The 26,933-nt window shown below is 63.2% G+C and carries 31 protein-coding genes and 1 riboswitch; of the genes, 10 read left to right on the forward strand and 21 right to left on the reverse strand.

The window, feature by feature from the left end:
• The 18 genes from cobJ to ABGT66_RS02115 form a co-directional block, all read right to left on the reverse strand.
• Positions 1-720, reverse strand: a complete 720-nt coding sequence (gene cobJ / locus ABGT66_RS02030) for a precorrin-3B C(17)-methyltransferase (RefSeq protein WP_346688494.1) — start codon at positions 718-720, stop codon at positions 1-3.
• Entirely contained in the window at positions 717-1,862 is a 1,146-nt protein-coding gene (locus ABGT66_RS02035) for a hypothetical protein (RefSeq protein WP_303147261.1), read from the reverse strand. The genes cobJ and ABGT66_RS02035 overlap by 4 nt, the downstream gene beginning before the upstream one ends.
• Positions 1,859-2,803 (reverse strand): cobalamin biosynthesis protein, encoded by a 945-nt coding sequence (locus ABGT66_RS02040; RefSeq protein ID WP_346688495.1) that lies wholly within the window; start codon positions 2,801-2,803, stop codon positions 1,859-1,861. The genes ABGT66_RS02035 and ABGT66_RS02040 overlap by 4 nt, the downstream gene beginning before the upstream one ends.
• Entirely contained in the window at positions 2,800-3,555 is a 756-nt protein-coding gene (gene cobM / locus ABGT66_RS02045) for a precorrin-4 C(11)-methyltransferase (RefSeq protein ID WP_346688497.1), read from the reverse strand. The genes ABGT66_RS02040 and cobM overlap by 4 nt, the downstream gene beginning before the upstream one ends.
• 3 nt (positions 3,556-3,558) lie before the next feature.
• On the reverse strand, positions 3,559-4,782 hold the full coding sequence (gene cbiE, locus ABGT66_RS02050; protein WP_346688498.1) for a precorrin-6y C5,15-methyltransferase (decarboxylating) subunit CbiE: 1,224 nt from the start codon (positions 4,780-4,782) through the stop codon (positions 3,559-3,561).
• A 12-nt stretch (positions 4,783-4,794) separates the two neighbouring features.
• Complete coding sequence (gene cbiD / locus ABGT66_RS02055) at positions 4,795-5,886, reverse strand: cobalt-precorrin-5B (C(1))-methyltransferase CbiD (protein WP_346688499.1); 1,092 nt, start codon at positions 5,884-5,886, stop codon at positions 4,795-4,797.
• Entirely contained in the window at positions 5,873-6,481 is a 609-nt protein-coding gene (locus ABGT66_RS02060; protein WP_346688501.1) for a precorrin-8X methylmutase, read from the reverse strand. The genes cbiD and ABGT66_RS02060 overlap by 14 nt, the downstream gene beginning before the upstream one ends.
• Before the next feature lie 27 nt (positions 6,482-6,508).
• Complete coding sequence (locus tag ABGT66_RS02065; RefSeq protein ID WP_346688502.1) at positions 6,509-7,414, reverse strand: hypothetical protein; 906 nt, start codon at positions 7,412-7,414, stop codon at positions 6,509-6,511.
• Positions 7,415-7,417: 3 nt separating this feature from the next.
• A complete protein-coding gene (locus ABGT66_RS02070; protein WP_346688503.1) occupies positions 7,418-8,107 on the reverse strand; it encodes a precorrin-2 C(20)-methyltransferase in 690 nt (229 codons plus the stop codon).
• Between the two features lie 4 nt (positions 8,108-8,111).
• Complete coding sequence (locus ABGT66_RS02075) at positions 8,112-8,978, reverse strand: ABC transporter substrate-binding protein (RefSeq protein ID WP_346688504.1); 867 nt, start codon at positions 8,976-8,978, stop codon at positions 8,112-8,114.
• Entirely contained in the window at positions 8,951-9,727 is a 777-nt protein-coding gene (locus ABGT66_RS02080; protein ID WP_346688505.1) for an ABC transporter ATP-binding protein, read from the reverse strand. The genes ABGT66_RS02075 and ABGT66_RS02080 overlap by 28 nt, the downstream gene beginning before the upstream one ends.
• Entirely contained in the window at positions 9,724-10,746 is a 1,023-nt protein-coding gene (locus ABGT66_RS02085) for an iron ABC transporter permease (protein WP_346688507.1), read from the reverse strand. The genes ABGT66_RS02080 and ABGT66_RS02085 overlap by 4 nt, the downstream gene beginning before the upstream one ends.
• Before the next feature lie 3 nt (positions 10,747-10,749).
• Positions 10,750-11,634, reverse strand: coding sequence for a sirohydrochlorin cobaltochelatase (locus tag ABGT66_RS02090; RefSeq protein WP_346688509.1), 885 nt, complete (start codon positions 11,632-11,634; stop codon positions 10,750-10,752).
• Positions 11,635-11,808: 174 nt separating this feature from the next.
• Positions 11,809-11,987: riboswitch (cobalamin riboswitch) on the reverse strand.
• A gap of 128 nt (positions 11,988-12,115) precedes the next feature.
• Positions 12,116-13,459, reverse strand: a complete 1,344-nt coding sequence (locus ABGT66_RS02095) for an MATE family efflux transporter (RefSeq protein ID WP_346688510.1) — start codon at positions 13,457-13,459, stop codon at positions 12,116-12,118.
• A gap of 490 nt (positions 13,460-13,949) precedes the next feature.
• Entirely contained in the window at positions 13,950-15,014 is a 1,065-nt protein-coding gene (locus tag ABGT66_RS02100; RefSeq protein ID WP_346688511.1) for an alpha/beta hydrolase, read from the reverse strand.
• A 365-nt stretch (positions 15,015-15,379) separates the two neighbouring features.
• Positions 15,380-16,087, reverse strand: coding sequence for a carboxymuconolactone decarboxylase family protein (locus tag ABGT66_RS02105; RefSeq protein WP_346688513.1), 708 nt, complete (start codon positions 16,085-16,087; stop codon positions 15,380-15,382).
• A 51-nt stretch (positions 16,088-16,138) separates the two neighbouring features.
• Complete coding sequence (locus ABGT66_RS02110; RefSeq protein ID WP_346688515.1) at positions 16,139-16,633, reverse strand: cupin domain-containing protein; 495 nt, start codon at positions 16,631-16,633, stop codon at positions 16,139-16,141.
• Positions 16,634-16,883: 250 nt separating this feature from the next.
• The gene (locus ABGT66_RS02115; RefSeq protein ID WP_346688517.1) at positions 16,884-17,258 is read right to left on the reverse strand and encodes a MerR family transcriptional regulator; all 375 of its coding nucleotides are present in this window, start codon (positions 17,256-17,258) and stop codon (positions 16,884-16,886) included.
• 192 nt (positions 17,259-17,450) lie between these two features.
• Here ABGT66_RS02115 and ABGT66_RS02120 point away from each other — a divergent pair, with 192 nt between their 5' ends.
• The 7 genes from ABGT66_RS02120 (at position 17,451) to ABGT66_RS02150 (ending at position 22,916) form a co-directional block, all read left to right on the forward strand.
• Positions 17,451-18,209: a response regulator transcription factor gene (locus ABGT66_RS02120; protein WP_346688518.1), complete on the forward strand. Its 759-nt coding sequence runs from the start codon at positions 17,451-17,453 to the stop codon at positions 18,207-18,209.
• 4 nt (positions 18,210-18,213) lie between these two features.
• Entirely contained in the window at positions 18,214-18,534 is a 321-nt protein-coding gene (locus ABGT66_RS02125; protein WP_300263587.1) for a hypothetical protein, read from the forward strand.
• A gap of 3 nt (positions 18,535-18,537) precedes the next feature.
• Positions 18,538-19,965: a HAMP domain-containing sensor histidine kinase gene (locus ABGT66_RS02130; protein ID WP_346688520.1), complete on the forward strand. Its 1,428-nt coding sequence runs from the start codon at positions 18,538-18,540 to the stop codon at positions 19,963-19,965.
• 133 nt (positions 19,966-20,098) lie between these two features.
• Positions 20,099-20,662 carry a flavodoxin gene (locus tag ABGT66_RS02135; RefSeq protein ID WP_346688522.1) on the forward strand — a complete coding sequence of 188 codons (564 nt, stop codon included), beginning with the start codon at positions 20,099-20,101 and terminating at the stop codon, positions 20,660-20,662.
• Between the two features lie 44 nt (positions 20,663-20,706).
• Positions 20,707-21,345 carry a flavodoxin family protein gene (locus ABGT66_RS02140; protein ID WP_346688524.1) on the forward strand — a complete coding sequence of 213 codons (639 nt, stop codon included), beginning with the start codon at positions 20,707-20,709 and terminating at the stop codon, positions 21,343-21,345.
• A gap of 46 nt (positions 21,346-21,391) precedes the next feature.
• Positions 21,392-22,453, forward strand: a complete 1,062-nt coding sequence (locus ABGT66_RS02145; RefSeq protein WP_346688525.1) for an alpha/beta fold hydrolase — start codon at positions 21,392-21,394, stop codon at positions 22,451-22,453.
• A gap of 160 nt (positions 22,454-22,613) precedes the next feature.
• Positions 22,614-22,916, forward strand: coding sequence for a hypothetical protein (locus ABGT66_RS02150; RefSeq protein ID WP_303147206.1), 303 nt, complete (start codon positions 22,614-22,616; stop codon positions 22,914-22,916).
• A 62-nt stretch (positions 22,917-22,978) separates the two neighbouring features.
• On the opposite strand, the gene ABGT66_RS02155 is transcribed toward ABGT66_RS02150, so the two are convergent.
• Complete coding sequence (locus ABGT66_RS02155; protein WP_346688527.1) at positions 22,979-23,458, reverse strand: Lrp/AsnC family transcriptional regulator; 480 nt, start codon at positions 23,456-23,458, stop codon at positions 22,979-22,981.
• A 156-nt stretch (positions 23,459-23,614) separates the two neighbouring features.
• Between ABGT66_RS02155 and ABGT66_RS02160 the strand changes: the two genes are divergently transcribed.
• The gene (locus ABGT66_RS02160) at positions 23,615-23,863 is read left to right on the forward strand and encodes a DUF6485 family protein (RefSeq protein ID WP_346688529.1); all 249 of its coding nucleotides are present in this window, start codon (positions 23,615-23,617) and stop codon (positions 23,861-23,863) included.
• Positions 23,860-24,768 carry a DMT family transporter gene (locus ABGT66_RS02165; protein WP_346688531.1) on the forward strand — a complete coding sequence of 303 codons (909 nt, stop codon included), beginning with the start codon at positions 23,860-23,862 and terminating at the stop codon, positions 24,766-24,768. The genes ABGT66_RS02160 and ABGT66_RS02165 overlap by 4 nt, the downstream gene beginning before the upstream one ends.
• Before the next feature lie 360 nt (positions 24,769-25,128).
• On the opposite strand, the gene ABGT66_RS02170 is transcribed toward ABGT66_RS02165, so the two are convergent.
• On the reverse strand, positions 25,129-26,037 hold the full coding sequence (locus tag ABGT66_RS02170; RefSeq protein WP_346688659.1) for an IS3 family transposase: 909 nt from the start codon (positions 26,035-26,037) through the stop codon (positions 25,129-25,131).
• A complete protein-coding gene (locus ABGT66_RS02175) occupies positions 26,004-26,369 on the reverse strand; it encodes a hypothetical protein (RefSeq protein ID WP_346688532.1) in 366 nt (121 codons plus the stop codon). The genes ABGT66_RS02170 and ABGT66_RS02175 overlap by 34 nt, the downstream gene beginning before the upstream one ends.
• 138 nt (positions 26,370-26,507) lie before the next feature.
• Between ABGT66_RS02175 and ABGT66_RS02180 the strand changes: the two genes are divergently transcribed.
• A complete protein-coding gene (locus ABGT66_RS02180; RefSeq protein ID WP_346688534.1) occupies positions 26,508-26,819 on the forward strand; it encodes an autotransporter outer membrane beta-barrel domain-containing protein in 312 nt (103 codons plus the stop codon).
• The last annotated feature ends 114 nt before the right edge of the window (positions 26,820-26,933 follow it).

Below are 26,933 nucleotides of genomic sequence, written 5' to 3' on the forward strand. Positions count from 1 at the left end.
TTAATCCTTGTAGCCGCGCGGCGTGACGAGCCGTCCGCCGAGCTCGCGCGTCGCGCTGTTGCCGACGATGACGGTGCAGAACATATCTATCGGCGCTTTCGGCAGCTCGCCGAGCGTCGTGACGCCGAAGGTCTCGCCGTCGCGTCCCGCGTTGCGCACCCAGCCCGCGGGCGTAGCGGCGGGCTTTTCCTCCATGAGTATCGCGCAGGCGCGCGCGAGGTGCTCCGGGCGTCCGCGGCTCGCTGGGTTGTAAAGGCAGATTACGAAGTCCGCCGCGGCGGCCGCGCGCAGACGCTTCTCGATAAGCTCCCACGGCGTGAGCAGGTCGCTGAGGCTTATCACCGCAAAGTCGTGCATCAGCGGCGCGCCGAGCACGGCCGCCGCTGTCGAGGCCGCCGTCATGCCAGGCACTATCTCGACCTCGGCTTCGCCGTTCGCAATTTCGAGCATGATGCCCGCCATGCCGTAGACGCCGGGGTCGCCGCTCGATATGAGGCCGACCGTGCGTCCCTGCTTCGAAAGCTCGAGCACCTTGCGGCAGCGCTCCGTCTCGCCCTTCATCGGCGAGGCGACAAGCTCCTTGCGCCCCTCGAAGAGATGGCGCACCAGCTCTATGTAAGCCTTGTATCCGATTATAATGTCGCACTTCTCGAGCGCCGCGAGCGCGCGCGGCGTCATCTGGTCCTCGTTGCCCGGACCGAGGCCGACGACGTAAATCATCCCTTCGCCGCCTTCGCGAGCGCGCTGTAGCAATTTTTAGCCATGTCCATGTCCACCTTTTCCTTCAGCGAGAATAAAAGCTTGTTTATCATGTTGCGCGACGCTTCGCGCACCGCGTCGCAGTCGTAGGCCGAGCCCGAAAGCTCCGCCGCCATCTCGCGCTCCGCGAACGAGCGGATTTCCTCTATCATCGGCATGCATTCGTGGATGTGGTGCCACTCGTAGAAGCGCGATATATGTTCGTCCATTATGCGCTCTATCGCCGCGCGCAGGTCCGCGGGCAGAGCGTCGCAGCCGAGCGAGTCCATGTCGTAGAGCGTGACGTTCGGAAAATTTCCTATCGCGGGCTCTATGTCGCGCGGCACCGCGAGGTCGGCTATGACCGCGCCGCCCGCGGGCGCTTCGTAGTCCTTCGCAAGAAGCACGTAGTGCGGGCTCGCCGTCGCGCCGACTATTACGCTGCTGCTCTTCGCCGCCTCGTAGCGGTCGTCGTAGGAGATGAGCCGCACGCCCTTCGGCGGCTTCATGCCGTCCTTGCGGCGGCGGTGCAGCGTCATCGTCACGGATGCGCCCTCGGCCGCGAGCATCGAGGCGCAGAGCATACCTATCTCCCCGCTGCCGACGACGAGCGCGTCGGCCCCCTCGAGGCCGCCGAGCGCCTCGCGCACCTTGCGCACCGCGCGCTGCGCGACGGAGGTCTCGTGCGGGCGCTTCTTGAACTCCGTGCGGATGTCCTTGCCCGCGGATATCGCGCCCTGGAAGAGGCGGCTCAGCGTAGGGCCGCAGCTTCCGACGGAGCGCGCCGCAGCGAGCGCGTTCTTCATCTGCCCGAGTATCTGATCCTCGACGGGTATCTGCGAGCGCAGCCCCGCCGCTACCTCGAAGACGTGGCGCACCGCGCCCGCGCCCTCGAAGAAAAAGAAATCCGCGTCTCCGCGCGCCTCGCGCAGTATGTCGCGCGGGTCCTCGTCCGCGAAGACGAAGAGCTCCGTTCTGTTGCAGGTCGAAAGCAGCACGGATTCCACGCCGCGCCCCTTCATCTCGCGCATGAAATCCTCGGCCGCCGACGCCGTGAAGGCGAAGCGCTCGCGCGTTTCGAGCGCCGATTCGCGCTGGTCGAGCCCAGCCGCCATAAGTCTCATTGAACCTTCCTCCTGTGCTTCGCAAGGGCGAGAGTCACGCCCGGATAAATCGTCTTTCCCCTCATGAGGACGCCGCCCTCCGCGGCGAGCGCCGCGGCCCGCTCGCAGACGCAGCCGACGCCCGTCTCCCTCTCCACTCTCTCCGAATATGAAAAACGCCCGCGCGCGCCGTTCAGCTCCTGCGCGCTGTAGGTGACGAACGGGACTTTATATTTCTCCGCGAGCTTTATAATCGCGGCTTCGTCCTTCTTGATGTCTATCGAAGCGACCGCCGCGAGCGAAAGCGGCGAGACGCCCGATTCTTCGAGGAACTCTTCCGCGGCTTCGGCGAGCGCCGAAAACTCCGCGCCGCGTTTGCAGCCGACGCCGAGCACGAGAACGCGCGGACGCAGCCACAGCGTCACGGGCCACGGTGCTGGCGTAAGCTCCTCCGTCACCGCGACGCCGATTTCGCGCCCAGCGAGCGCGGCCGACGAAATTTCCTTCACCGCGTGAATGTTCTCGACGGCGCAGTCGTGGGCGACGGCCCACGAATCGACCGCCGTCACTCCGCGCACGTCCGTCGCCGTCGTTATGACGGCACGCCCTCCGACCGCCGCCGCAATCTCCTTCGCGAGCTCGTTCGCGCCGCCGAGGTGTCCCGACAACAGCGAGACGACGTTCTCCCCCGCTTCGTCGAGGACGACGACCGCGGGGTCCTCCGCCTTGCTTCTGACGAACGGCGCGATTGCGCGCACCGCGATGCCGCAGGCCGAGACGAATACGAGCGCGCCGCAGTCCGCGAAGCGCGCGCCCGCCCATTCGTTGAGGCCCGGCTCGATAACGCGCAGCCCTGGACGCGCGTAGCGGGCCGGAACCCAGACGTCGGCGCCGAGCAGACGCGCGACGGCGCGCGCCGTCTCTATGCCTTTCTCGGAGAACGCGGCGACGGCGGCCTTCATGCGGACGCCTTGCGGAAGCCGTGGGAGAAGTGCTTGTCGTAGAGCTTCGAGAGCTCGTACTCGTCTCCCAGGAAATCTCCGACCATTATGAGCGCCGTGTTCTTAATGCCGTACTTCTCCGCCTCGGCTGGAAGCTCGGTCAGGTTCGAGCGAATCACGCGCTGCTCGGGCCACGAAGCCTTGTAGACCATCGCGGCCTTCGTCTCGGGCGCGTAGCCGCCCGCTATCAGCTCGGTGCAAAGTTCCTTCACCATGCCCGACGAGAGGAACATCACCATCGAGGCGCGGTGCGAGGCGAGCGAGCGGATTTTTTCCTTCTCCGGCACAGGCGTGCGCCCCTCCATACGCGTGATGATGACCGTCTGGCTCACGCCCGGCAGCGTGTACTCGGCGCGCGCCGCGGCCGCCGCCGCGCAGAAGGAGCTGACGCCCGGCGTCACGTCGTACTCTATGCCGAGCGCTTCGAGCCTGTCCATCTGCTCGCGTATCGCGCCGTATATCGACGGGTCGCCCGTGTGCAGCCGCACCGTGTCGACACCAGCGGCCTCGGCCTCGCGGAATTTCTCGACGACCTCGTCGAGCGTCATCGAGGCGCTGTCGTATACCGGACAGCCCGGCTTCGCGAGCGCGAGCAGCTCTTTGTTGACGAGCGAGCCCGCGTAGATTATCATGCCCGCCTCGCCGAGCAGCTTCGCCCCGCGCAGCGTTATAAGGTCCGGCGCTCCGGGGCCGGCTCCGACGAAATGTATCATCTTCTATCCCTCTCTCAAAGCTCCGCGCGCTGTGGCGGAGAATATCGCGACGGGGTTCTGCGCGGTCATGACCTCGCTCTCCCCGAGCTTCTTCATTTTACTGACGTTTATCTGAATGGCGTCGAAGTCCTTGAACGTTTCGCCGCCGAGTATAACCGATGCGATTCTGAAAGTTTTGAGCGTCACGGCGGAGACTACGACGCGGACGCCCTCGAGCTCCGCGGCGCGCGCGAGCAGCTCCGGCAGCTCGTCGCCCGAGCCGCCGACAAATATGTGCGTCGGGCGCGGAAGCCGGCCTATCGTCTCAAGCGCGCTCCCCTTGTGCAGCGTCACGTTGAAGAGGCGGAACTTCTTCACGTTCTCGGCTTCGAGCGCGTGCGCCTCGTCGTTTATCTCGACGGCGTGGACTTCGCCCTCGCGGCATATCATCGCCGCGGCGACGGAAATCGAGCCCGTCCCCGCGCCGATGTCCCAGAGCACGGAGTCTTCCGAAAGCCCGAGCTTCGCGAGGACGGCGGCGCGCACCTCCTCGCGCGTCATCGGCACCTTCGTGCGGATGAAATCCTCGTCGCGCGGCAGAAGCTTCGGCTCGGGCGACGGATTCGGGTTGACGGCGAGAACTATCGACAAGCCGTCGAAATCCATGCCCGCGAGCTCGGAGGGCCGCCCGCGCGTAATTTTCTTGTCCGCGTAGCTGAGCCGCTCGCCGACCGTGACGTTGACGTGATCGAGGCCGCGCGAGGCGAGCAGCGAGCAGAACCAGCGCGGATTTTTGTCCGTGCCGCAGAAGAAAGCCGTCGTCCTGCTGCGGTCGACCGTCGTCAGCACCTTCGCTTCGCTGATGCCGCGCCCGTGGCCCGAAAGTATCCTCACGCTCTCCCAGGTCTCCGCGGCTTCGGCGCATAGGCTCTGCAATGAGCTTATGCCCGGAAGCACCTCGAGCGCCGCGTGCGGGAAGCGCTTCTTCAAAAGCGGCATGAGGCTGTAAATCCCCGGGTCGCCCGAGACTATCACGGCGACGTCGCCGAGCTCGAGCTCGCGCTCTATCGCGGCGAAGGTCTCGTCGAAGCCGCGCAGCGGCACGAGCTTCGCGCACTCCGCGGCGAGCCCAGCGTGGCGCGACGCGGCGACGGCGCAGCGGCAGCGCGCTATCGTCTCCGAGGCCGCGAGCGTGAGCTGCGACGGGTCGCCCGGCCCCGCTCCTATAACGTAAAGTCTGTTCGTCATCGCGCGCGCCTCCTAATTTATCTTTCTCAGCTCCTCGGCGAGCGCTTCAGCGTTTTCGCTCTCGCCGAGGATTTTTCCGTCGTTGTCTATGTAGGCCGCCTCGACCGGCATTTCGCCGAACGACCTGTCGGTGCAGCGCTTCGCCGTAATCTGCGCGAGCGTCGTCCAGAGGCGGTCGAGGCCGTTGTCCGCGACGATGCGCATCGCGTTCTCGGTCGTCATACATTCGTAGAGCTCGCGCACGAGCGACGCGGGCGCGCCCGCGATTGCGGCCTGCGTGCAGAGCGCCTCGAGCCGCCCGTCGCCGGTGCGGTTGTGCGTGTTGAAGCTCCCCGCCGCGACCTTGAGCAGCTTGCCCGGATGCCCGCAGAGCAGCGCACGCTTGAAGCCGAGGCGCGCGGCCTCGTCGAGCACGTAGCCGATGTAGTTGCCGCACTGCACGACGCAGCGGCCCGAGATTTCAAGGGCCTTGCGCATCGCCTGCTCGCCGGTGTTGCCGAAGGCGACGGCGATTATTTTCTGTCCCGCCGCGGCGTGCGTGTTGAGCTCGAGCGTCAGCGACTCGAAGATCGATTCCTCGTTCATCGGGCGCACGACGCCGGTCGTCCCGAGTATCGAGATGCCGCCCGTCACGCCGAGGCGCGGGTTGAAGGTGCGCTTCGCCGTCTCTTCGCCGCCCGGCACGGAAATCGTAACCTTCGCCGCCTGCGCGCCTATGACGGAGCGCAGAGCCTCCGTTATCATCGCGCGCGGCACGGGGTTGATGGCCGGCTCGCCGGGCTGGATTTTGAGCCCCGGCAGCGTCACGGTGCCGACGCCCTCGCCGCCCGCGAAGGTTATCTCTCCGGCATCGCCGCCGAGCTCGACGTTCGCGAGTATCAGAAGGCCGTCCGTCGCGTCGGGGTCGTCGCCCGCGTCCTTCACAACGCCGCAGCCGCGCGGCGTGTCCTGCACCGGTATCGTGAGGATGCGCCCGCCGGGCGCGGCTATCTCGACGGACTGCGGGCAGACGCCGTTGAGCAGCTTCAGCGCCGCGGCCTTCGCCGCAGCCGCCGCGCACGAGCCCGTCGATATTCCTTCGCGGAGATTTTTATTGTATGCCATAGAGCAGAGCGTTCACTATCGCGGAGGCGACCGTCGAGCCGCCCTTGCGTCCCATCGCCGCGATGTACGGCACGTCGGTGCGCACGAGCAGCTCCTTCGACTCGACGACGTTGACGAAGCCGACCGGCACGCCGATGACGAGCGAGGGCTTCGCGCGCCCTTCCTTCACGAGTTCGCAGAGCCGTATCAGCGCCGTCGGCGCGTTGCCTATCGCGAAGATAGCCTCCGGCGTCTTCTCCGCGGCGATCTCCATGCTCACGACGGCGCGCGTCACTCCGCGCGCGAGCGCCGCCTCGCGCACTTCCTTCTCCGCCATGCGGCAGACGACCTCGACGCCGAAGCGCGCGGCCGAGGCTTTATTTATCCCCGCAGCCGCCATGTTCGTGTCCGTCACGACGGCGCAGCCCGCGGCGAGCGCGCGGCGCGCGCGTTCCACGGCTCCGTCGGAGAAGCGCAGATTCTTCACGAAATCGAAGTCCGCCGTCGTGTGGACGACGCGCTTGACTATCGGAAGGTTCTCCGCGGGGCCGTTCCACGGCCCCATCTCCGCGCCGATTATCCTCATGCTTTCCTGTTCTATCTCTTCGGGTCTCATTAAGAACACCTCACGTCCGTCACATTTTTACATAGCTTCCGCGATGAGCGGGAGCGCCGCGGCGGCGAGCGTTATCAGGGCGAAGAACGACGTCGTCGCGAAATTCCAGAAGAGCAGCTCCTTCGCCGTCTCTTTGGAGAAAAGTCCGAAATAATATCCCGCGTTCGCGCGGAAGAGCCGCGTCACGATGCCGAGGCTGTTGCCGAAGAGCAGCGCGAATACCGCCTGCGCCACAGTCAGGTCGCCCGCCGCGAGGCTTCCGCCCGCGAGCGCGAGCGCCGCGGAAACGTGCGCTATCGACGCCGCCGCGACGGTCAGCCCCGCGAGCGGCAGGAACGCCGTGCCGCCGAGCAGCCACGAGCGGAGCGCCTCCTCGGCCCACGGCACGAGCGCGTAGGCGACGCCGTAGAAGAACCACGCTATCGGCAGAGTCTTGAGCATCCGCTTGCCGAACTTCACCTTGCGCGCGGAGCCCGCCGCCTCCTCCGTTATCTCGCCGCTCTCGCCCTCGCCGCGCTTGAGTATCGCGGCGAGCAGCACGAAGCGCGCCGCGCTGCGCGCGAGCAGCGTCGCGCCGAATATCGCGCCCGGCAGCCCCGCGAGCGAGACCGCCATCACCATCGTCGAGGGCCAGCGGTGCAGGTAGGCCGGGAAGGAGAGCATCAGCGTCCCCCACTTCGCGGGCCGTTCGCCGAGCCGCCCTTCGTTGAGCGCCGAGGCGATGAAGGCCGCGCCGGCCTTCGCCGAGCCGAGGCTTATCGTTAGCGCCATGCCGAGCACCGGCCCGATGCCCGCGCGGCGCAGGAGCGGCAGCAGCCTCTTCATGAGCTTGTCGGCGAGGCCGCTTCGCAGGACGACCATCCCGACCGCAAGCCCCGCGAGTATGTCGAAGGTGAGCCGCAGCTCGCCCCTCAGCAGGCCGCTCCAGTCCACGCTCTACCTCCAAAGCAGAAGGACGGAGAGATATTCCTCCGCGGTGTCGAGCGCCGGCGCGCCCTCTATAATTCTTTCGTCAGGCAGCCCCGCGCGGTCGACGCGGATCATGCGCTGCCACGGCCCACACGCCTCCACCGTTTCGCGCAGCGACGCGCCGAGCGCGCTCGGCTTGTAGAGCGCGGCGGAGTCGGCCGCGGCCAGGGCCTTCTTTATCTTTTCACGCTCGCCGGTGCACGGGATTATCGAGAGCACATCTTCCGCCATTGCGATGAATTTCCCCGCGCGCGAGGCGGCGAGCTGATGCGCCGAAATGCCGGGCACGAGCGCAAGTTCGAGATCGGGCACAAGCGAGCGCCAGACGTCAAAAAGATATGAGCCGGTCGCGTAGAGCGCCGAGTCGCCGATGACGGGCAGAGCGACGTTCTTCGCGCCCTGCCAGAGGCCGCGGCACGCCTCGAGCTGTTCGAGCAGCTTCGCGTCGCGCTTTTCGGCGTCGCTGATCATTGGGAAGAGCAGCGGCAGCGTCTTCAAATCTCCGAGGTTTTCAAGCACGGCCAGCTCGGCCACTCCCGCCTTGCCGTCCTTCGCGCGCGGCACCATCACGAGGTCCGCGTCCTTCAGCACGTTCAAGGCTCTCAGCGTCAAAAGGTCCGGCGCTCCGGGGCCGATACCGACAACAGTAAGTTTCATGGGGTCACTCTCCGTAAAATATTTTTATCAGCATTGCGCCGCCCTCTTTCAGTCCCGAGAGGGAAGGACGGCTCAGACAGTACTCCGGCACGACCGCGGCGCGCACATCTGCGAGCGCGGAGCTCCACGGCCTCGCGCGCAGCGACGCTTCGTCCGCCGCGTTCATCGGCCCCTGCTGCACAAGGTAGACGTCAAGGCCTGAATTTATGGTCTTGAGCGCGCGCTCCAGACCCCACGGCGCGATCGAGCTGCCGCTGCGCAGAGGCTTCGCCTCCGCCGCGGCGTTGACTCCGCCCGCAAGCTCCACGAGATGCGCGGCCCACGAGTCGGGCGAGCAGGTGTGAAGCTCGCGCGACGTAGCTTCGACGAAGACGAGCGGCCTGCGCCCGCGCGAGGATTTCTCCGCCGCGGCGCGGATTTCGGCGCGCGCCTTCGCAAGCGCCGCGACCGCTGCGTCGGGCGAAGTTCCCGCGAGCTCCGCTATCTTGCGCAGATATTGCTCGAAGCCATCCCACGTTGGCGGGTCTATGACCTCGACGCGCACGCCCGCGCGTTCGAGCACTTTCTTCAGTTCGGGGTTCTGGCTGTCCGCGAGCGTGCGCGTCAGCACGAGGTCGGGGCGCAGCGCGAGCAGAGCCTCCGGCCCCGCCTTCATCGAAAAGCGCGGAACGCCGGGAAGAAGGCCCTCGTTGTCGTTCTCCGATATGCCGACGAGCTTCGCGCCCGCGCCGAGCGCGACGACGTTGTCCGTGTGGCCCGGGTAGAGCGAGACGATGCGCGCGTAATTTTCCGCGCGCGCGGGAATGGCGGCGAGCGCCGCGAATATGAGGGCGGAGGCGAAGATCAGAAGCCTTGCGCGGAAGGGTGCCATGCGCGTCCTCCTTCCTCCGACGTGTATTTTTTGAATTCTATGCCGTAGAGCGGGCCGAGCACTTTTTCGTCGAGCTCCGAGGCCGCACCCTGCGAGGCGAGCGCGCCGCCGCGCAGCGCGATGTAGCGGTCGGAGAAGGGTATCGCGGCGTTCAGGTCGTGCGCCGCGACGACGACGGTTTTGCCGTGCGCCGCGAGCTCGCGGAGAATGGAAAAAATCCGCACGGACTGGCTCGGGTCGAGCGCCGAGGTCGGCTCGTCGAGCAGGAATATATCGGGGTCCTGCGCAAGCGCGACGGCGATATAGACGCGCTGCTGCTCGCCGCCCGAAAGCTCCGAGGCGCGGCGGAAGAGCAGGTGCGAGACGCCCGCGCGCCCGGCCGCGTCGAGCACCGCCGCGTCGTCTTCGGCGTTCAGCTTCGAGAAGAGGCCGCAGTAGGGCAGGCGGCCCATAGCGATTACTTCGTAGACTGTGAAGGGCGACGAAATTTTCGTCTGCTGCGGCACGAAGCCGACCGCGCGCCCAAATTCCGCGCGCGACATGGAGCGCAGCTCGCGCCCCTCGAGCTCCGCGCTGCCGCGGTAGCCGACGACGCCGCCGAGAAGCTTCAGCAGCGTGCTCTTGCCGCTGCCGTTCGGCCCGATGAGCGCCGTCAGAGCGCCGCGCTCGACGCTCGCGGAAAATCCGCTCAGTATGTCCTTGCCGCCGTAGCCGCAGGAGACGGAGTCGAGCACGAAAGCGCCGCTCACGCCGCGCGCCTCCTTCCCGCGAGTATCCAGCAGAAGAACGGCCCGCCGATGAGCGCAGTTATCACGCCGACGGGAAGCTCGCCCATCCTCTGCGCGAGGCCGTCCGCCGCCGAGAGCAGCAGAGCGCCGCCGAGGAAGCTGAATACGAGCAGCGGGCGGCTCGCCGGGCCGATGAGCGTGCGCAGCAGGTGCGGCACGACGAGGCCGACGAAGCCGATGATTCCGAAGCAGCTGACCGCGAGCGCGGTCGCAATCGAAGCGAAGAACAAAAGCGTGCGGCGCAGCTTCCGCTCGTCGACGCCGAGCAACTCGCCGCGCCCTTCGCCGAGCGAGACGGCGTCGAGCTGCCGCCCGTAAACAAAGGCAGGGACGAAGACGAAGGCCGCGCCCGCCCACGCCATGAGCGCCGACGAGGGCGACGCGCCCGAGAGGCTGCCCATGAGCCAGAGCACGATGGCGCCGAGCTTGTCGTCGGCGATAGCTTTAAGGAAGGTCACGCCGGCCGAGAGCACGGCGTTCGTAATTATTCCGGCGAGCACGATGTAGGCCCCGCCGCCTCCGCTGCGCCACGCGATTACGCCGACGAGCCAGAGCGCGAAGAGCGCGCCCGCGAAGGCCGCGGGCGTGACGGCGAACGAGCCGAAGAAAAATCCGAGCGCGCCGCCGAAGGCCGCGCCCGAGGCTATGCCGAGGGTGTAGGGCTCGGCGAGCGGGTTTGCGAGCAAGCCCTGAAGCACTACGCCCGAGACCGCGAGCAGTCCGCCCGTCCCCGCCGCGGCGAGGAATCTCGGCAGCCGCACGGAGCGGACGACTAGAGCCTCGGGCGAAGACAAGTCCTCACCCGAGAGGAACGGAGAGATGAGCTCCGCGACGCGCGCGAGCGGGATAGCCCACTCGCCCTGCGTGATGCGCCACACCGCGGTGAGCGCGAGCAGCGAAAGCAGGACGAGCGCGAGCTTCGTCCGCTTCCCCGCCGTCTCTTTACGGTATTCCAGCAGATCGCGCGCGGAGCCTTCCATAGTTTATTTCATCATGTCCTTTATCTTCGCGACGAAGAGCTCCGCCATGTTCGGGTCCTCGCCGAGGCCGACGAGCTTCGTCGAGATGTTCTTGAAGCCCGCGGCCTTGAGCACGTTTATCCACGATTCGTCGTCGTCCGCGCCGGCGAGGTCGTTGTTCGCGTGGTCGCCCGCGACTATCATGAAGGGCGAAAGCACGAGCGCCTTCGGCTTCTCTCTCTTGAGACCCGCGATGACGTTGTCGATAGTCGGAGCCGCCTCGACGGTGCCGACGAAGAAGCGCCCCGGAGCCGCAGCGTCGAGCGAAAGCTGAAGCTGCGCATAGAGCGCGTTCGCGATATGCTCCGGCGTGCCGTGGCCCATGAGGACTATCGCCGTGCCCTTCTGCGCGAGCTCCTTGTCGAAGCGCTTGACTAGAATCTGCGCCATCACGTCGCAGTCCTTCACCGTCGCGAGGTAGGGCTGCCCGAGCTTAAGCTCCTTGAAGCCGTACTTGCCGCGTATCTGCGCGAAGCCGTTTACGAGGCTCGCTATATCGTCGTACTCCTCGCCCGGGATTATGTGCATCGGCATGACGCAGACGTGCGTGAAGCCCTCGTCGTTCATCTGCGCGAGCGCCTCGGCGGGCGTCGGGATTACGACGTTCTGCTCGCGCGCCAGCTTCCTGCGGATGATGTTCGACGTGTAGGCGACGCGCACCTCAGTGTCGGGGAACGCGGCCTTCGCGGAATCGACGAGGTTGTCTATCGCCTTCTTCGCCTCCGGCATCGACGTGCCGAACGAGGCTATCAGTATGCCGCGCTTGTCCTCCTTCGGCTTCGCCTCGGAAGCGAGCGCCGTTCCCGCAATCATTGCAGAGACCAATAACATCAGTGTGAGTGCAAACATTTTCTTCATCGCGTGGTTCTTCCTTTCCGCGCCGTCCTCGCGGCGCCTCGGTCAAAATTTCAGGCCCGACCAACAAAAAAAGACCCGGCGTATTCGTCCGCCGCGTCTCGCACCTTTTGCAGCTCTCAGGCCGTTTCTCTTAAAGCTGCAAAGGCGTTCGTCCGCGCAAACTTTCCCCCTTCCCCTCCCGGCGTCAGGTTTCCTGGCTCCCCTTCGTCCTCCGCCGCGCCTTCCCGACATTGTCAGTGGCATCTCGCGGCTTCGTCAGAGTTACAGTAGCGGGACTGCTCCGGCATCGAACCGGATTCCCTTGCGCCGAAAGCGAATATTCAACTGTCCTTCGATTATATTACAGCCCCGTAAAAAAAAGAAGACGAGCCCGCGCGGCACGTAAACGAAAAAAGCGCGCGGCGCGGCGTCTGTGCCGCAGCCGCGCGTTTTTACGCGTGCAAAAAATCCGCAAAAAACGGCGAAACGCGCCTTAGAGGAACGCGCGGCCGTCCGCGAGCCGCTTCGCACGGCGCAGCCAGACCGGCGCGAGGAAGGCGAGCGCGCCCATCCACGCGAGCGGCGTCGCGAAGCATATCCCAGCGTAGCCGAAGAAGCGCGCGAGCACGAAGGCCGCCGTCACGCGCATCACGAGCTCCGAGACGCAGGCCGCGAACGGCGTGCGCGCGTCGTCCATGCTCTGGAGCGCGGAGCGGTAGATGCAGAGCAGGCCGAGCAGAGGATAGAACGGAACGACGACGAAGAGATAGCCGTAGGCCGCCGCGTTGACCGCCGCCGTAGCGTCGTCGATGAAGAGCGGCACGACGTAAGCGCGCCCCAAAAGCATAATCGCGCCCATAATTACGTTCGCAATCTCAAGCTGCACCAGCGAGGCGCGCACGCCCGCCTTTATGCGCCCGCCGAGCCCCGCGCCGTAATTCTGCGCGACGTAGCCCGCTATCGCGACGCCGAAAGCGCCGTTGACGAGCACCGAAAGCTGGTCCACCTTCGTAGCCGCCGTGAAGCCCGCGACCGTCTCCGCGCCGAGGCCGTTGACCGCCGTCTGCATCGCGAGCAGCCCGACGCACATCACCGACATCTGAAAGCCCATCGGGAACGCGAGCCGCAGGTGGTTCTTGAAGAGCAGCGGCGACCTGTGCCAGTCGTTGCCGAGCACGCGCAGCTCGCGGAAATTCCGCGCGCCGTAGAGCGCGCAGAGCGCCGCCGAGACGAGCTGCGAAAGCACCGTCGCCCACGCCGCGCCCGCGACGCCCATGCCGAGCGGCACGATGAAGATAATGTCGAGCGCGATGTTCAGGAACGACGAAAATATAAGGAAGTAAAGCGGCGTCCTGCTGTCGCCGAGCGCGCGCAGAACGTTCGAAACGAGGTTGTAGGCGACCGTCGCGCCCGTGCCGAGCATGACGGCGAACATATAATCGTAGGCCATCCCGTAAATTTCGGGCGGCGTGTCCATCCATCGGATGATCGGATGAGCAGCGAGACAGCCGAAAAGCGTCAGCACGACGGTGAAAACGAGCGACAGCAGCGCCGAGGCCGCAATCGACCGCCGCACGCCCACCTCGCTGCGCGCGCCGAAGCGCTGCCCGATGCAGATGCCGAAGCCGCCCGTCAGCCCCTGCACGAAGCAGAGTATGAAATAGATGAAAGTCCCAGTCGAGCCGACCGCCGCTAGCGCCTCCGCGCCCATCGTGCGCCCGACGATGACCGTATCCGCGAGCGTGTAAAAAAGCTGAAACAAGTTGCCGCCGATAATCGGCAGCGTAAAGGCGAAGACCGTCCGCGCCGGACTCCCCGCCGTCAAATCCTTAACCATAGCGACGCGCCTCCAAAGTTCCCCGCGCGCCGCGCGAACGCCGCGCGCTTTCGAGAACGCATATTCTAGTACCAAGCGGCGGAAATTCAAGAGCCTTTTGTAAATTCATCGTAAAGAGCGCGAAGCAAGGAAAAGCGCGAAGCTTCACGCCGCGCGCCATAAGCCGGCGAAAACGCCGCCGCGTTATGCCGCGCACATGAAACCGACGGCGGCGGGCGTGCGTTTGCCCTGCGGCGCAGACGCAGCGCCGCGCGCGTGAATTTGACGCGCGCGATGTCACGTTTACGCGACATCCGCCGCGCGATGGCGCGAGCGTCAAACCGTCGCGCGGCACGCAAAAGCAACCGCCGCGCCCTTAAATTACGGACGCGGCGGTTGTTTTACGCAGAGGCGATTTTTTAGTTTTCGTGCGTTTGAGGAAAAGTGATTTTTTCAGTTTCCCTTCGTTCGGCGGAAAATGATTTTTTCACTTTTCCGCGCGCGGCGGCTCTTACAGATGTTTGCCGAAGAACTCCTTGAGCTTCGCGACTTCGAGGTCTACGTACTCGGGGACGTGGTAGGTGCTGATGTGCGTCGCGCCGGGGACGAGGTAGAGCTCTTTGTCGTTCGTGCCGGTCGCTTTGGCAAAGGCGTCGAGCGTCATGTAGAGCGAGTCGGCTTTCTCTCCGGCCATCATGAGCAGAGGCGCGTCGATGAGCTTTATCTGGTCGGTCGCGTCCCAGCTCATCAGCTCCATGAGGCTCGCGGTCGTGTAGCGGAAGGTCGAGTTCGGATGGCGGTGCGTCCTGCCGTAGTAGACCATGCCCTCGCGGTAGAGGTCGGTCGGGATTTTCGCTATCGCTTCGTCGGTGAGCGCGTCGAAGTCGACTTCGCCGGAGTAGCTCATCTTGCCCTGAAGCTCCGCGGCGCGCGCGTCTGAGGCGGCCTTCATACGTTCGTTTACAGTGTTCGCCAGCGAGCTCATGTATCCCTCGCGGCGCACGAGGCCGCTGTTGAACATGCTTAGCGTCGCGACTGCCTTGAAGCGCTTGTCGGATTTCGCGGCGTTCAGCGTGTAGCCGCCGCCTCCGCATATTCCGAGGACACCGAGGCGGTCAGCGTCTACGCCGGGATACGAAGAGAGGTAGTCGGCCATGCCGTGGATGTCTTCGGTGCGGTAGAAGGGCACGTCCTTGCTGCGCGGTTCGCCGCCGCTCGCGCCCTGGAAGGCCGCGTCGGCCGCTATCGTCACGTAGCCGAGCTCCGCCAAGCGCTGCGCGAAGAGGCCCGCGACCTGTTCCTTTACGCCACCGTTGGGGTGGGCGACTGCGACGGCGGGATATTTTTTCGATTTGTCGTAGCCCGCGGGCGTGTAGACGTTGGCGGCGATTTTAATTCCGTTCAGCTCGTAGCTGACGGGGTGGATGTTGACCTTGCCCGCTTCGTTTTTCGTTATCGCGCCGCGATAGACGAGGCCGAAGGGATTTTTCGCCTGTTCCGCCGCGTGCGCCTGATGGGCGAAAGCCGTTGCCGTTACCGCCGCTGCCGCGGCGAGCGCCATTACTGTCATGTTCATGTTTTTCTCTCCTTTGAGATTGTTTTCGGGGGTCCGGCGCGCTTTCGCGCCTCCCTCTCGTTTACGTGGGCATTGTACGGCGCGCGCCTTACGGCGGTATGACGCGAGCGAGGCGTAATGTTGCGCTTCGGCGGCGCACTCTTGCGGATTGTTGCAAAGCTGTAAAATTTCCAGCGAGGCGTGGAGAGCGTGCGAAAGCGGCGAATGGCGCGGCTGTTCCGCGTCGTTTTGCGGACGCGGCGGCGCGCGCCTCGGCTCGCCGTCGTTTCCTTAATTTCACGCGCGCGGCGTAAACACGCGAAAGCGCGGGGCTTTTTCGCTCCGCGCCATCGCGTTTGGGTATATGGGAAATTTTAGGAGAAGTCTTATTTTCTCGCGGCGAGCGCCTCTTTCAGCGCCTGCTCAGCCGCCGCGCCCTCGGCTTCGCCGACTTCGGCTTTAAGCGTGCGCGCGAGGTCTTCCATCTGCGCGGGCGTCACGCCGGTGTTGAGCGTGTTGCCGGTGTGCGAGCGCAGCTGCGCCCCGGCTCCGCTTATCGCAGAGAGCGCGGAGACTGTCGCTATTTCGCGCTCCTGCCACGTGAGTACGCCGCGCTCGAAGATGTCGGCGAAGAGATGCTCTTTGAGGAACATGTCGATGCCCGGCGCGAAGGCGGCGTTCGCGGCCTTGTAGCTGCGGCCGACGAGCTTGTCTCGGTTTTCAGCGCCGATTTTGTCTCTGTCCGCGTCGCGCGGAAGTATCTTCGGTTTCTCGCCTCTCGGATCTTTTATGCCCGCTTCGGCGCGTTCGCCCACCAGCGCCATGAAGCCGTTTATAGCGTTCAGGCTGCGCGGGAAGCCGCAGTAGGCGTACATCTGTATGAGGACTTCGTTTATCTCGTTGACGGTCAGCCCCGCGGCCAGCCCTTTTTCAAGCGCGGTCCTGAGCTTCGGCATGTCGCCCTTCGCTGTGAAGGCCGCTATCGGAGCTATGGCGCGCTGTTTGGGGGACAGCTCCTTCGCCTCTTCCGCGAAAGCCGCGGGAGCGAACGCCAGCATGAGGGCGCAAATTGCAAACGCACATATTTTCGTCATTTTCGTTACCTCCGTAAAAGTTTTTATGTTGCGCGGACGCGCCGCGATTTTCTAATTGCCCGGATAATCTTCGCCGTTCGTTTTTTCCATCCACGTGCAGCTGCGTCCCTCTTCGTCGAGCGGCGCGAGCGCTATGTGCGTCACGCCGGAGTCTGGCGCCGCACCGTGCCAGTGCTTGACTCCGGCGGGAATCCACACCGCGTCGCCCTCGCGCATCTCCTGCGGCTCTTCGCCCCACTGGCGGACGAGGCCGCGGCCTTCGGTGATTATGAGCATCTGACCGCGCGGGTGCGTGTGCCAAGCCGTGCGCGCGCCCGGCTTGAACGTCACCTCGCCCGTGGAAACGCCTATCTCTTTGGCGGGGAAGTAGCCGCGCGATACGGCCTCTCCCGTGAAGTTCTCCGGCGAGGCCGGGCCGACGCGCTGCTCCGTTTCGCAGATTATCCGCACGTTCGACTCCGCCTCGGCGCAGAGCACGCTCCATAGGAATATTCCGAGCGCCGCGGCGACGACCGCAATGGTTATGACTTTGACTGTTTTCTTCATGTTCTGCCTCCATATATTTGGTGTATTTTTATAGACGATATTCTTTAAGACCCGCCGCGGTTCACCGCGGCGGATGAGGAGAGGAATTTCCGCCCTCCGAAGGCCGCGCCGGCGCGGAATCGGCGGCGCGGAGAGCTGCTTTTGAGGAAGTGTGCGCTTTCGTCATGAGCGTGCCTGTTGGGTTCTGTCTATCTCTATGGGCGGGGCCTTCGTCCGCCTCTTGCCGGGCTTCGCGCTTCGGCTATCCGGCCTACGCCGCGAGCGCAGCGCCCTTGGCCTGCGTGCCGCGGCAGTATTCCGCCGCGCGGGCGAGCAGCTTTAATTGATCTTTCAGCGCTTCGAGCTCGGCTTTCGCGCGCGCCGTCCGCTCCGCTATTATTTCGCCGCGTCTTTCGAGCGCCCGCTCTCCGCGCCCCGCGGCGATGAAGTCACGTATGCGCGCTATCGGGATGCCCATTTCGCGCAGCGCCCGTATCGTGCGGATATTAAACAAATCCTCCTCGGAGAATACGCGCCGTCCGACGCCGTCGCGCGCTAGGCCGGGAAGGAGCCCTTCCTTGTCGTAGTATCTGAGCGTGTGCTCCGAGAGCCCCGTGAGCTCCGCCGTTTTTTTCATCGTGTACATCGCAGTCCCTCCGCGTCGTCCGTTTTCGCCCTTCGGCGCTTAATACTCTATCGCGCGCGCCTTACGCCGTTATGACGCGCGCCGCGCGTAACCTTGCGTTTGTCCCGCGAACCTTGCGGTTTTGTAAGATTTCGTCGCTGGAGTATGGAGCAACGATATATTAGAATGAAGCAAAGATTGGGAGGCGCGGAGATGAGCGAGGAAAAGACGAAAATTCTCATAGTTGACGACGACGCGGAGCTGCGCGAGCTTATCGCTGAGACGCTCGCAAATTACGGCTACGCTTCGGAGAGCGCGAAGGACGGCGCGGAAATGTTCGCGGCGCTCGAACGCGGCGGATTTTCGCTCGTCCTGCTCGACATCATGATGCCGGGCGAGGACGGCCTCTCGCTCTGCCGCAGGCTGCGCGCACACGGGACGCGCTGGGCTTCGCTGCCGGTCATATTTCTTACGGCTTTGCAGGAGACGACGGACAAGGTCGTCGGCCTCGAAATCGGCGGCGACGACTACCTCGGCAAACCCTTTCAAGCGAGGGAGCTTATAGCACGCGTGCGCGCGCTGCTGCGGCGCGCTTCGATGAACGGCGCGCCGCAGCCGGAGCCTCCGCGCGCGGGGGAAAATTATCTGCTCGCCTTCGGGAACTGGAAGCTCAACGTGATGGCGCGCCATCTGATAGACGAGTCGGGCGTCGCCGTGCCGCTCTCGGCGGCGGAGTTCCGCCTTCTCATGCTGCTGCTGAAGCACCCGCAGCAGGTGGTGACGCGCGACATGATTATGGACTACCTCGCGGAACGCAGCCTGAACATCTACGACAGGAGCATCGACGCGCAGGTCAGCCGCCTCCGCGCGAAGCTGCGCGACAAGAACGCGAACCCGCCGCTGATACGCACGATGCGCGGCGACGGCTATATGCTCGCCTCGCCGGTGCGGCGCGAGGCGGCGTGGGAATAGCCGGATGCGGCTCGCCGCGCAGGCCGGTTTCGGCGTTTTCACATTCATAGCGGAGAATCCCGCGCTCACGGCACTCATATGCTGCGCGGCGCTCGTTCTGCTCTGCCGCGTCGACGGCGGGCCGCGCCCGCTTTTCGCCTTCGCCGCATACTGCGCGCTTGCGGCGGCGGTCTATCTGCCTGGCGTATATTTTGGGGGCATGGGCGGCCTCCTACTGCTCGCCTATACGCTCGCGCTCTTCCCCGTGATTTTCGGCGCGCTCTGGCGCTTCATGCCGCGCTTCGGAACGCGGCACGGAGAGCGCGATATAAAGGAAGTGGAATAGATTATGAAAGGCTTCATAAAATTCCTGCGGCTCGACTCGCTCTGCGGGCAGCTCGTTGCAATAGCGGTGCTGAGCCTCGCGGCGCTCCAGTGCGTCAACTACTACGCCGTCTACTCGATTCAGCAGTCCTACGCGGGCGAGTTCCTCGCCGTCGGCCACGACTACATCGCCTCGGTCTGTCAGGCGCTCGCGCACATGAGCGCGGCGGAACGCGGGGAGTACCTCGCCTCGCTCGACAGGTCGCGCGCCGCGCTGCACAAGCCGTTCCGCTTCCGCGCCGCCGAAGCGCCGGAGTGGGAGACGGAAACGGATTATTACAAATCCGTGCTGGCGCGCGAGGCCGTGACGAAAATCCTGACCGAGGCGGGCATTCCGCCGCGCGACGTTCGCGCGCGCGTGCTCTATCAGGACGCGCCCGAGGCCTCGTCGCCGAGGTACGCGGGCTACGTCTTCCCGATGATGCAGATGCTCGTGCAGGACGGCGGCGGCTCGTGGCTTGAGCTCGTTCAGCCGCTCTCGGTGACGGACAGGCGGCTGATATGGCGTCAGAGGATTTTCATAATGCTTGAGTCGCTGATATGCTCCGCCGCCGTCATCATGCTCATCGTGCGCGCGATGCTGCCGCTGAACAGGCTCGGCAAAGAGATAGAGCGCTTCGGCGCGACGCCGGAGACGGCCCAGCCGCTCGAAGAGCGCGGAAATTACGAAGTGCGCGAGGTGGCGCGCTCTTTCAACAAAATGCTCGCGCGAGTGCAGCGCAATCTGACGGAGCGCAACAACATGCTCGAAGCGATGGGCCACGACCTGCGCACGCCGCTCGCGCGCGTGCAGCTGCGCCTCGACAGCATAGAGCCGCCCGAGCTGCGCGAAAAATTCGCCGCGAACATAGAGGAGATACGCTCGATAGTCGAGCAGGGGCTCGAGCTCGCTCGCAGCCTGCGCACCTCGGAGAAGGCCGTGCCGATGGACGCGGCGGCCTTCGCCGCAAGCGTGGCCGACGACATGGCGGCGAACGGCGGGGCCGTGACGTTCGCGGAAGCCGCGGACTGCGGCGAGCCGCCTCTCGTCGCGGCGCGTCCGACATGTCTGCGCCGCGCCGTCGAAAACCTCGCGGGCAACGCGCTCAAGTACGCGGGCGGTGCGGAGCTCTCAGTCGAACGGCGCGGCGAAAGCGTGATAATCCGCGTCGAGGACCGCGGCCCGGGAATCCCGCCAGAGCTTCTCGAAAAGGTCTTCGAACCCTACTTCCGCGTAGAAGGCTCGCGCAGCCGCGGAACTGGCGGCACGGGCCTCGGCCTCACGATAGCGCGCAACATGGTGCTCCTCAACAACGGCTCCCTGACGCTCGAAAACCGCGAGGGCGGCGGCCTGCGCGCGGTGATAACCCTGCCCGCGCTAAAGATGGCGAAAATCGGAGAAATCCGAAGCTAGAGGCTTGTCTTAGACGACGCTCTAAGAATTAGCATAAATCAGGCGAAAGAACAAAACAGGAGCAATTCGGGAAAAGCGCACGGCGCTTGTCCGCTGTTGGCGCTTTGCCCGAAGAAAGGAGAACGAAATGAAAATGAGAAAAATTTCTGCGTTTACGGCTGCCGCCGCGATTTTCGCGGCGCTCGGATTTTCGGCGGAAGCGGCGCGCGCCGCGGAAGCTCCGCTCGCGGGAGACAAGAAAGCGCTCGTCGTCTACTTCTCAAAGACGGGCAACACGCAGGGCGTCGCGGAGACGGTCGCGAAGCTCACGGGCGCGGATATATTCCGCTTGGAAACCGTCGAGCCCTACCCCGACGACTACCACACGTCGACCGAGGTCGCAAAGCGCCAGCTTGAGGAAAACGCGCGCCCCGCGCTCAAAGCCGTGCCGCAGGATCTCGCGCGGTACGACGTGATATTCCTCGGCCACCCCGTCTGGTGGCACACCATACCGACGCCCGTCATGACCTTCCTCGAAGGCGCGAAGCTCGCGGGTAAAACGATAATCCCCTTCTGCACGCACGGCGGCGGAGGCGCGGACGAGAGCGCGGCGGCGATACGTAAGCTCGCTCCGAGCGCTGCGGTGCTCGACGATAAAGAGTTCTACGGAGGAGCGTCCGAGGAAGAAATAGCGGATTGGCTCGCGTCGCTGAAATAGCGGCTCGCGCGCAAAAATATAAAAATTTCGGGAGGAGTTATGCAATGAAGGTAATGCTCGTAAACGGAAGCCCGCACAAGAACGGGACGACAAACGCGGCGCTCGGCGTAATCGCGGAGCAGCTCGGCAAAGACGGGGTCGAGAGCGAAATTTTCTGGCCGGGCGCGAAGCCCATATCCGGCTGCATAGGCTGTATGGCCTGCGCGAAGCTCGGCAGGTGCGTCATTGAGGGAGACCGCGTCAACGAATTCGTCGAGCTCGCAGAGAAGGCGGACGGCTTCATCTTCGGCACGCCGACGCACTACGCGGCGGACGCGGGGCATATCACATCGTTCATGCACCGCGTCTTCTACTCCGACTTTATAGGCAGAAGCGGCTCCGCCGTGCGCCTCAAGCCAGCCGCGGCGGTCGCGGTCGCGCGCCGTGCGGGAGCGGTCCCCGCCTTCGACCAGCTCAACAGGATGTTCACGATATGCGAGATGCCCGTAGTCTCCTCGCGCTACTGGAACATAGCCTTCGGTCACAACGCCGAAGAACTTATGCAGGACGCGGAAGGGCTGTGGACTCTGCGCACGCTCGCGCGGAACATGGCCTTTTTCCTAATGTGCATCGAAGCGGGAAAGAAGCTCGGCGTGACGCCGCCAGAGCAGGAAGAGCCGGTCTTTACGAATTTTATACGCTGACGCAGAACGCGCGGAAGAAAGGAAGAATCAAGCTATGAATAAATTTTTGAAAAACGCATTCGCGGCGCTCGCGCTCGCGGCGGTTATCTGCGGCGCGGCGTTCGCAGCGGAGCCTCAGCCGATCGTGATACGCGAGCAGGGAGTATTCGCGGCGGGCGGAACGGTGAAACAGAATCCCGGCAAGTTCGACCCGTACAAATGGAACGCTGAAGGTCAGACGCTGCACGGCGACCACGCGCGGGTCTTCTACCAGATACCGGAAAACGCGAAGAAGCTGCCGCTTGTATTCCTTCACGGCGCGGGGCAGTCGATGGCGACGTGGCAGACGACGCCCGACGGACGCGAGGGCTTTCAGAACATCTTCCTGCGCCGCGGCTTCCCGGTATATCTTCTCGACCAGCCGAGACGCGGACAGGCGGGACGCTCGACCGTGGACATGGAGGTGAAGGCCGCGCCCGACGAGCAGCTTTTGTTCGGAATCTTCCGTTTGGGAATCTGGCCCGACTTCTTCCCGAACGCGCAGTTCTCGCGCGACCCCGCGGCGCTTGAGCAGTATTTCCGTCAGGCGACGCCGAACACCGGCCCTTACGACGCCGAGGTTATATCCGACGCGGTCTCCGCGGTTTTTGACAGAATAGGCGAGGGCGTGCTCGTAACGCACTCGCAGGGCGGCGGCCCGGGCTGGCGCACGGTTATGAAGAATCCGAAGGTTCGCGCGGTCGTAGCCTACGAGCCGGGCAGCGACTTCGTCTTCCCGAAGGGCGAGGCCCCGGCCCCGATGCCGAGCTCGGCTGGAACTCTCGCGCCCACTGAGGTCAAGCTTGAAGATTTTCTGAAGCTGACGAAAATTCCGATAATCGTCTACTACGGCGACAATATACCGGAAGAGCCGTCGGCGAACCCGGGACAGGATAACTGGCGCGTGCGCCTCGCTATGGCACGACTCTGGGCCGGTGCGGTGAACAAGCACGGCGGCGACGCGAAGCTCGTCCATCTGCCCGAGATAGGTGTGCGCGGCAACACACACTTCCCCTTCTCCGACCTCAACAACATCGAGATAGCGGACCTCATGTCGCAGTTCCTGCACGAAAAGTGGCTCGACAGGTAGAACTTACGAAAGCGGCGAAATCCGACGGGCCGCCCGCCGCGGCTCGCAGCGCGTCGCGCACTTATTGCGGCGCGCCGCGTTTTCCTATATATTGCGTCTGTTGGAGTGAGGAATTTACGCTCAGGCATATTGAAAAAGCCGAAAGAGGGGCGTTGTGCAGATGACGTATGTCGCTGTGGCGGGGCTGTTCATAGTTTATTTGATAACCGAATATCCTGCGCCGGCCTGCGCGGCGGGGGCGCTGGCGCTGTGGCTGCTCTGCCGCGCCGCAGGAAGTCTCGTCCCGGCCGCCGCCTTTGCGGTATACTGCGCTCTTACGGCGCTCGCATACGCCGCCGGCAGGGCGTTCTTCCACACGTCGTATCTCCCGGGTATGGGCGGGTTGGCGCCGCTCGGCGTTATGGTCGCCCTCTTCCCCGTCATATTCGGCGCGCTGTGGCTGTTGCTGCGCCGCCTGATGTGACGGCGCGCGCCGGAAAAAATCTGCCCGTTTTCGTACGCAGCGCGCCGTGGCGCGAATTTCCGCTACTCCGCGCCCTCCGCGGGGCGGATGCCGAGCTCGCGCTCCGCGGCTATCAGGTGCGAGCGGACGAAGCCGTAGGCGCGCAGCGATTCGAGGAAACCGCGCATCTCGTCCTTCGAGCGGAAGGCCGCCTCTATGAGAAAGTCCAGCTCACCGTAAATTTCCCAGAAGCGTATCACCTCGCGCGAATTTTCGAGCAGCGGCGCTAGCGTCGCGTTCGGCGTGCCGCTGAACTGCGCGTCGGGGTTGAACTTGAAGGTTATCATCACGTGCAGCGCGCGGCCGACGGCCTCGGCGTCAAGCTCCGCGCCACAGCGCGCAATCACGCCGCGCTCCTCCATGCGCAGCACGCGCTCGCGCGCCGCGGGGCGCGTCAGCCCGACCGCGCGCCCTATCTCCTGATATGTGACGCGCGCGTCCTTTTGCAGCAGCGCGAGGATTTTCCAGTCCGTCGCGTCGAGCTCGTCCCTTTTCAAAACCAACGTAAGCCGCCTCCGTTCATCGTGAAGTTCTAAGCGCGACGATACCTTACAAACGTAAGCGCGCGCTCGATAAAAAGATTCTATCCGATATTTCGCAAAATCGAAAACTCTGGGAAAATTACCTCAAACAGAGCCGGAAGGCATGGAGTGATGAAAATGTCCGAAATCGACGCTGAAACGAAAAAATCATGGAGCTCGCCCTTCTGCACCTGCGTGGACACGGCCTGTCCGAACCATCCGTCGAACCACACAAAGGGCTGCGCGCCATGCGTCGCCGCCTGCGTTGCGAAGCGCGAGATACCAGTCTGCTTCTTCCGTAAAATTCAGCCAGATATGTCGCGCGACCAGGATTACAGCTTCGAGGGCTTCGCGCGCTTCGTGCTGACGGGGCGCAGCAAAGAATGATGAACGGACAGACCGCGCGCGGCGTCCTCATGGCGCTCGGCACGGCGCTCGCGTGGGGCGGCACGGGCTCGTTTGCGAAGCTCATCGCCGCGGGCGGCGTCAGCCAGCTCACCGTCGTCTGCTACCGCGGCTTCTTCGCCGCCTCCGTCGTCGGCCTCTTCATGCTCGCGCGCCGCGGCTCGTCGTTCTTCCGCTGCACGCGCGCGGAGCTCGCGCAGTACGCGGCGCTCGGCGTCTTCACGGTGCTCTTCAACGCGACCGGCTACATGATGTCCTGCGTCTACCTCTCCGTGCCGCAGGTGCTGATGCTCAACTACACATTCCCCATCGTGACGATGGCGGGAAGCGCGCTGATAAACGGCGAGCGTCCCGCGCCGCTCCAGGTGCTCTCGGGCTTCCTCGTCCTCGCGGGCCTCTACGTCGGATTTGCCGCGGGCGGCGTGGACCTGCGCTCGATCTCGCTCGCGGGCGTCGCGTGGTCGATGCTCTCCGTCGCGGGGCTCTCGGGCAACGCGCTGCTCTCGCGCAGAATCTCCGGGCAATCCGAGCCGCTGAAACAGCTCTTCTACTCGCACCTCCTGGGCGCGCTCATGCTCGCCGCGATACGCACATGCGCGGAAGGCTGGCCCGACCTCGCGAACATGACGCCGCGTATATTCCTCTACATGCAGTACCCCGCGACGTTCGCCGCGCTCGTGGGCTACGGCCTGCTCTTCTCCGCGCTCCGCCGCATCTCCGCCTCGCTCGCGAGCATGATATGCACGATGGAGATAGTCTTCGCAGCCGCGCTGACGCCGCTCATCATCGGCGAAGTGCCGCCGCTCCACGAGCTCGCCGGCTGCGCCGTAATCGCGGGCGCGGTGCTCCTCTCGATAGCCTCCGAACGCGGAGGCAAAAGCGCGTAGCCGCTTGTTATGCAAGACAACAATAAAAACGCCGAAAAAACATCTTGCATCGTTGCATAAAGACGGAAAATTTTTCTTTGCCTGGGAAAATTCAAGAAAATAATTTATGCAAAAATGCGCGATTTTACGCTGATGAAAAGCGCCGCCGCAGCGTTGACGCAAACAGAATTGTCTGTACTCATCAAATAAAAGATTACAGTATGTCATCTATACAGAATTAAGGCTCATCTATAAACTAATCTTTTGTATGTTATTTTAAGCACAATGAAAGGAGTTATTCGCCAATGGCAGTGCACTAGTCAACAAAAATTGGACATTAGACTTTTCTAATCCTGTACAATAGGGGTATATCTCTTTACTTCACTTCTTCCTCTTAGAATTACCGTTTCCGCTATACGCCTCCCTATACTGTTTCGGCGTCATATATCCCAGCGCATAGGCGGGACGCTCTTCGTTGAAGAATTTTATGTATTCTTCTATCTCCCGTTCTATGCTTTCTTTGCCAGTTACGTGAAAGTCTGTAAACAGTTCCGATTTCAGCCAGCCGTTTATCGCTTCCATCGCAGCGTTGTCCGTCGGCGTACCAGCTCTGGACATTGAATGTCCTATGTGGTGAAGGCGAAGTATGTCGTTGTATTTCTTGGACGCATATACCGCGCCCTGGTCTGAATGCAGTATCGTCTGCCATTCCGTTTCTTTTTCTCTGGTTTTTATCAGTCCTTCTAAACCGTTTATGTATGTCATCCTGTCTCCGCGTCTTGAAGACAACGCATGGCTCACTATTTCGTTGTTCCACAGGTCCATGTACAGCGTGAGTTCGTAATACGTCCCTTTGAAGCAGAACGCCGTCATGTCGCTCGCTATGTACTGCATCGGCGCGTATGCGGGAAGGCCGGCGAGAAGCAGGTTCGGAAACAGCCTGTACGGATTGCCTGGTTTTTTATAGCGGTAGTGTTTCGTCCTGCTTTTTATACCGGCAGCCCTGCAGCATTTATAGGCGTACGGATCGGAATGGACTATCCCGGTATCAAGCCTTATCTTCGCGTTGAGCCATCTGTATCCGTGCGATGGGTACTTCTTATGGTATTCCATAAAGAGCATTATGTTTCCGGCAAAGTCTCTCGCCCTCTTGGATGGTTCAAAAATGCTGCGCTTCCAGTTATAGAAGCTGCTTCTGGGGATTCCGGTTACGCGGCATAGGAGGATTACCGGAAAATATTCGGAGAGTTCGAGGATTACTTGGTATTCGAGCTGTCTAAAAGAATATATTCCTTTGTTCGACCATCTCCTTTCACCTCGTAGCCTTTTTTTAATCTTGCTTCAGCCACTTTTGATTTTATCAGCTCGATAATGAGTTCTTTTTTAGTCATAGACTCATAATCTGAGATGTCCGGTCGGCTTTCGGAAGGCTTGTAAACATAGCAGCCTGTGTTATTCCCCGAGGATTTAGGCGGCAGACTGTTGGAATCACGATACATGCGCATGTAGTCCCTTGCAGTGTCGTCGCTGATGCCGTAGGCTTCCGCAGCCTCATAACGGCTCATTGTACCTTCATAAACCTTTCGTCCTATCTCAAGACGTTCTTCCTTCGTGTACCGCATGGCAGGCCTCCTGTACATATAAGCACTATGCTTATGACTCAAGATATGATTGTCATGTACCGAGAACAATTATATCTTGTCTCACTTTTACCCCCTTCGTGTACAGGATTAGTTTAGCAGTGCAATTTCGACGTCGATATGGGCGACACGGATTCGGTGCGCCTGCGCGGCGGCCTCGTGCTCGGACGCGAGATTATCAACGACGACGGCTCGAAGTTCCGCGGCTACGTCAAGGCCTCGATTCAGCACGAATTTGACGAAAAGACGGATATCTGGCTCGACAGGCGTCTTTTCGTCTCAGACCTCTCAGGCACGTGGGGAAGCTACGGCCTGGGGCTCCAGTACAGGGCGAAGCACGGTCAGTCTCTCTTCTTCGATTTCGAATACGGCTGCGGCGAGAAACGCGAGCAGCCGTGGGCCGTGCAGCTCGGCTACAGGATAGAAATGTAGCTGAAATTTGCTTCCGTCGCGCCCTCCAGGGCGCGTGAGTTGAAACGCTTATGTTGCGTTTAGCGCTCATAACGGGATCGCCGCTCTCCGGGACGCCGGAGGGCGGCGGTTTCG

Source organism: uncultured Cloacibacillus sp. (assembly GCF_963926575.1).
Lineage (GTDB): Bacteria > Synergistota > Synergistia > Synergistales > Synergistaceae > Caccocola > Caccocola faecigallinarum.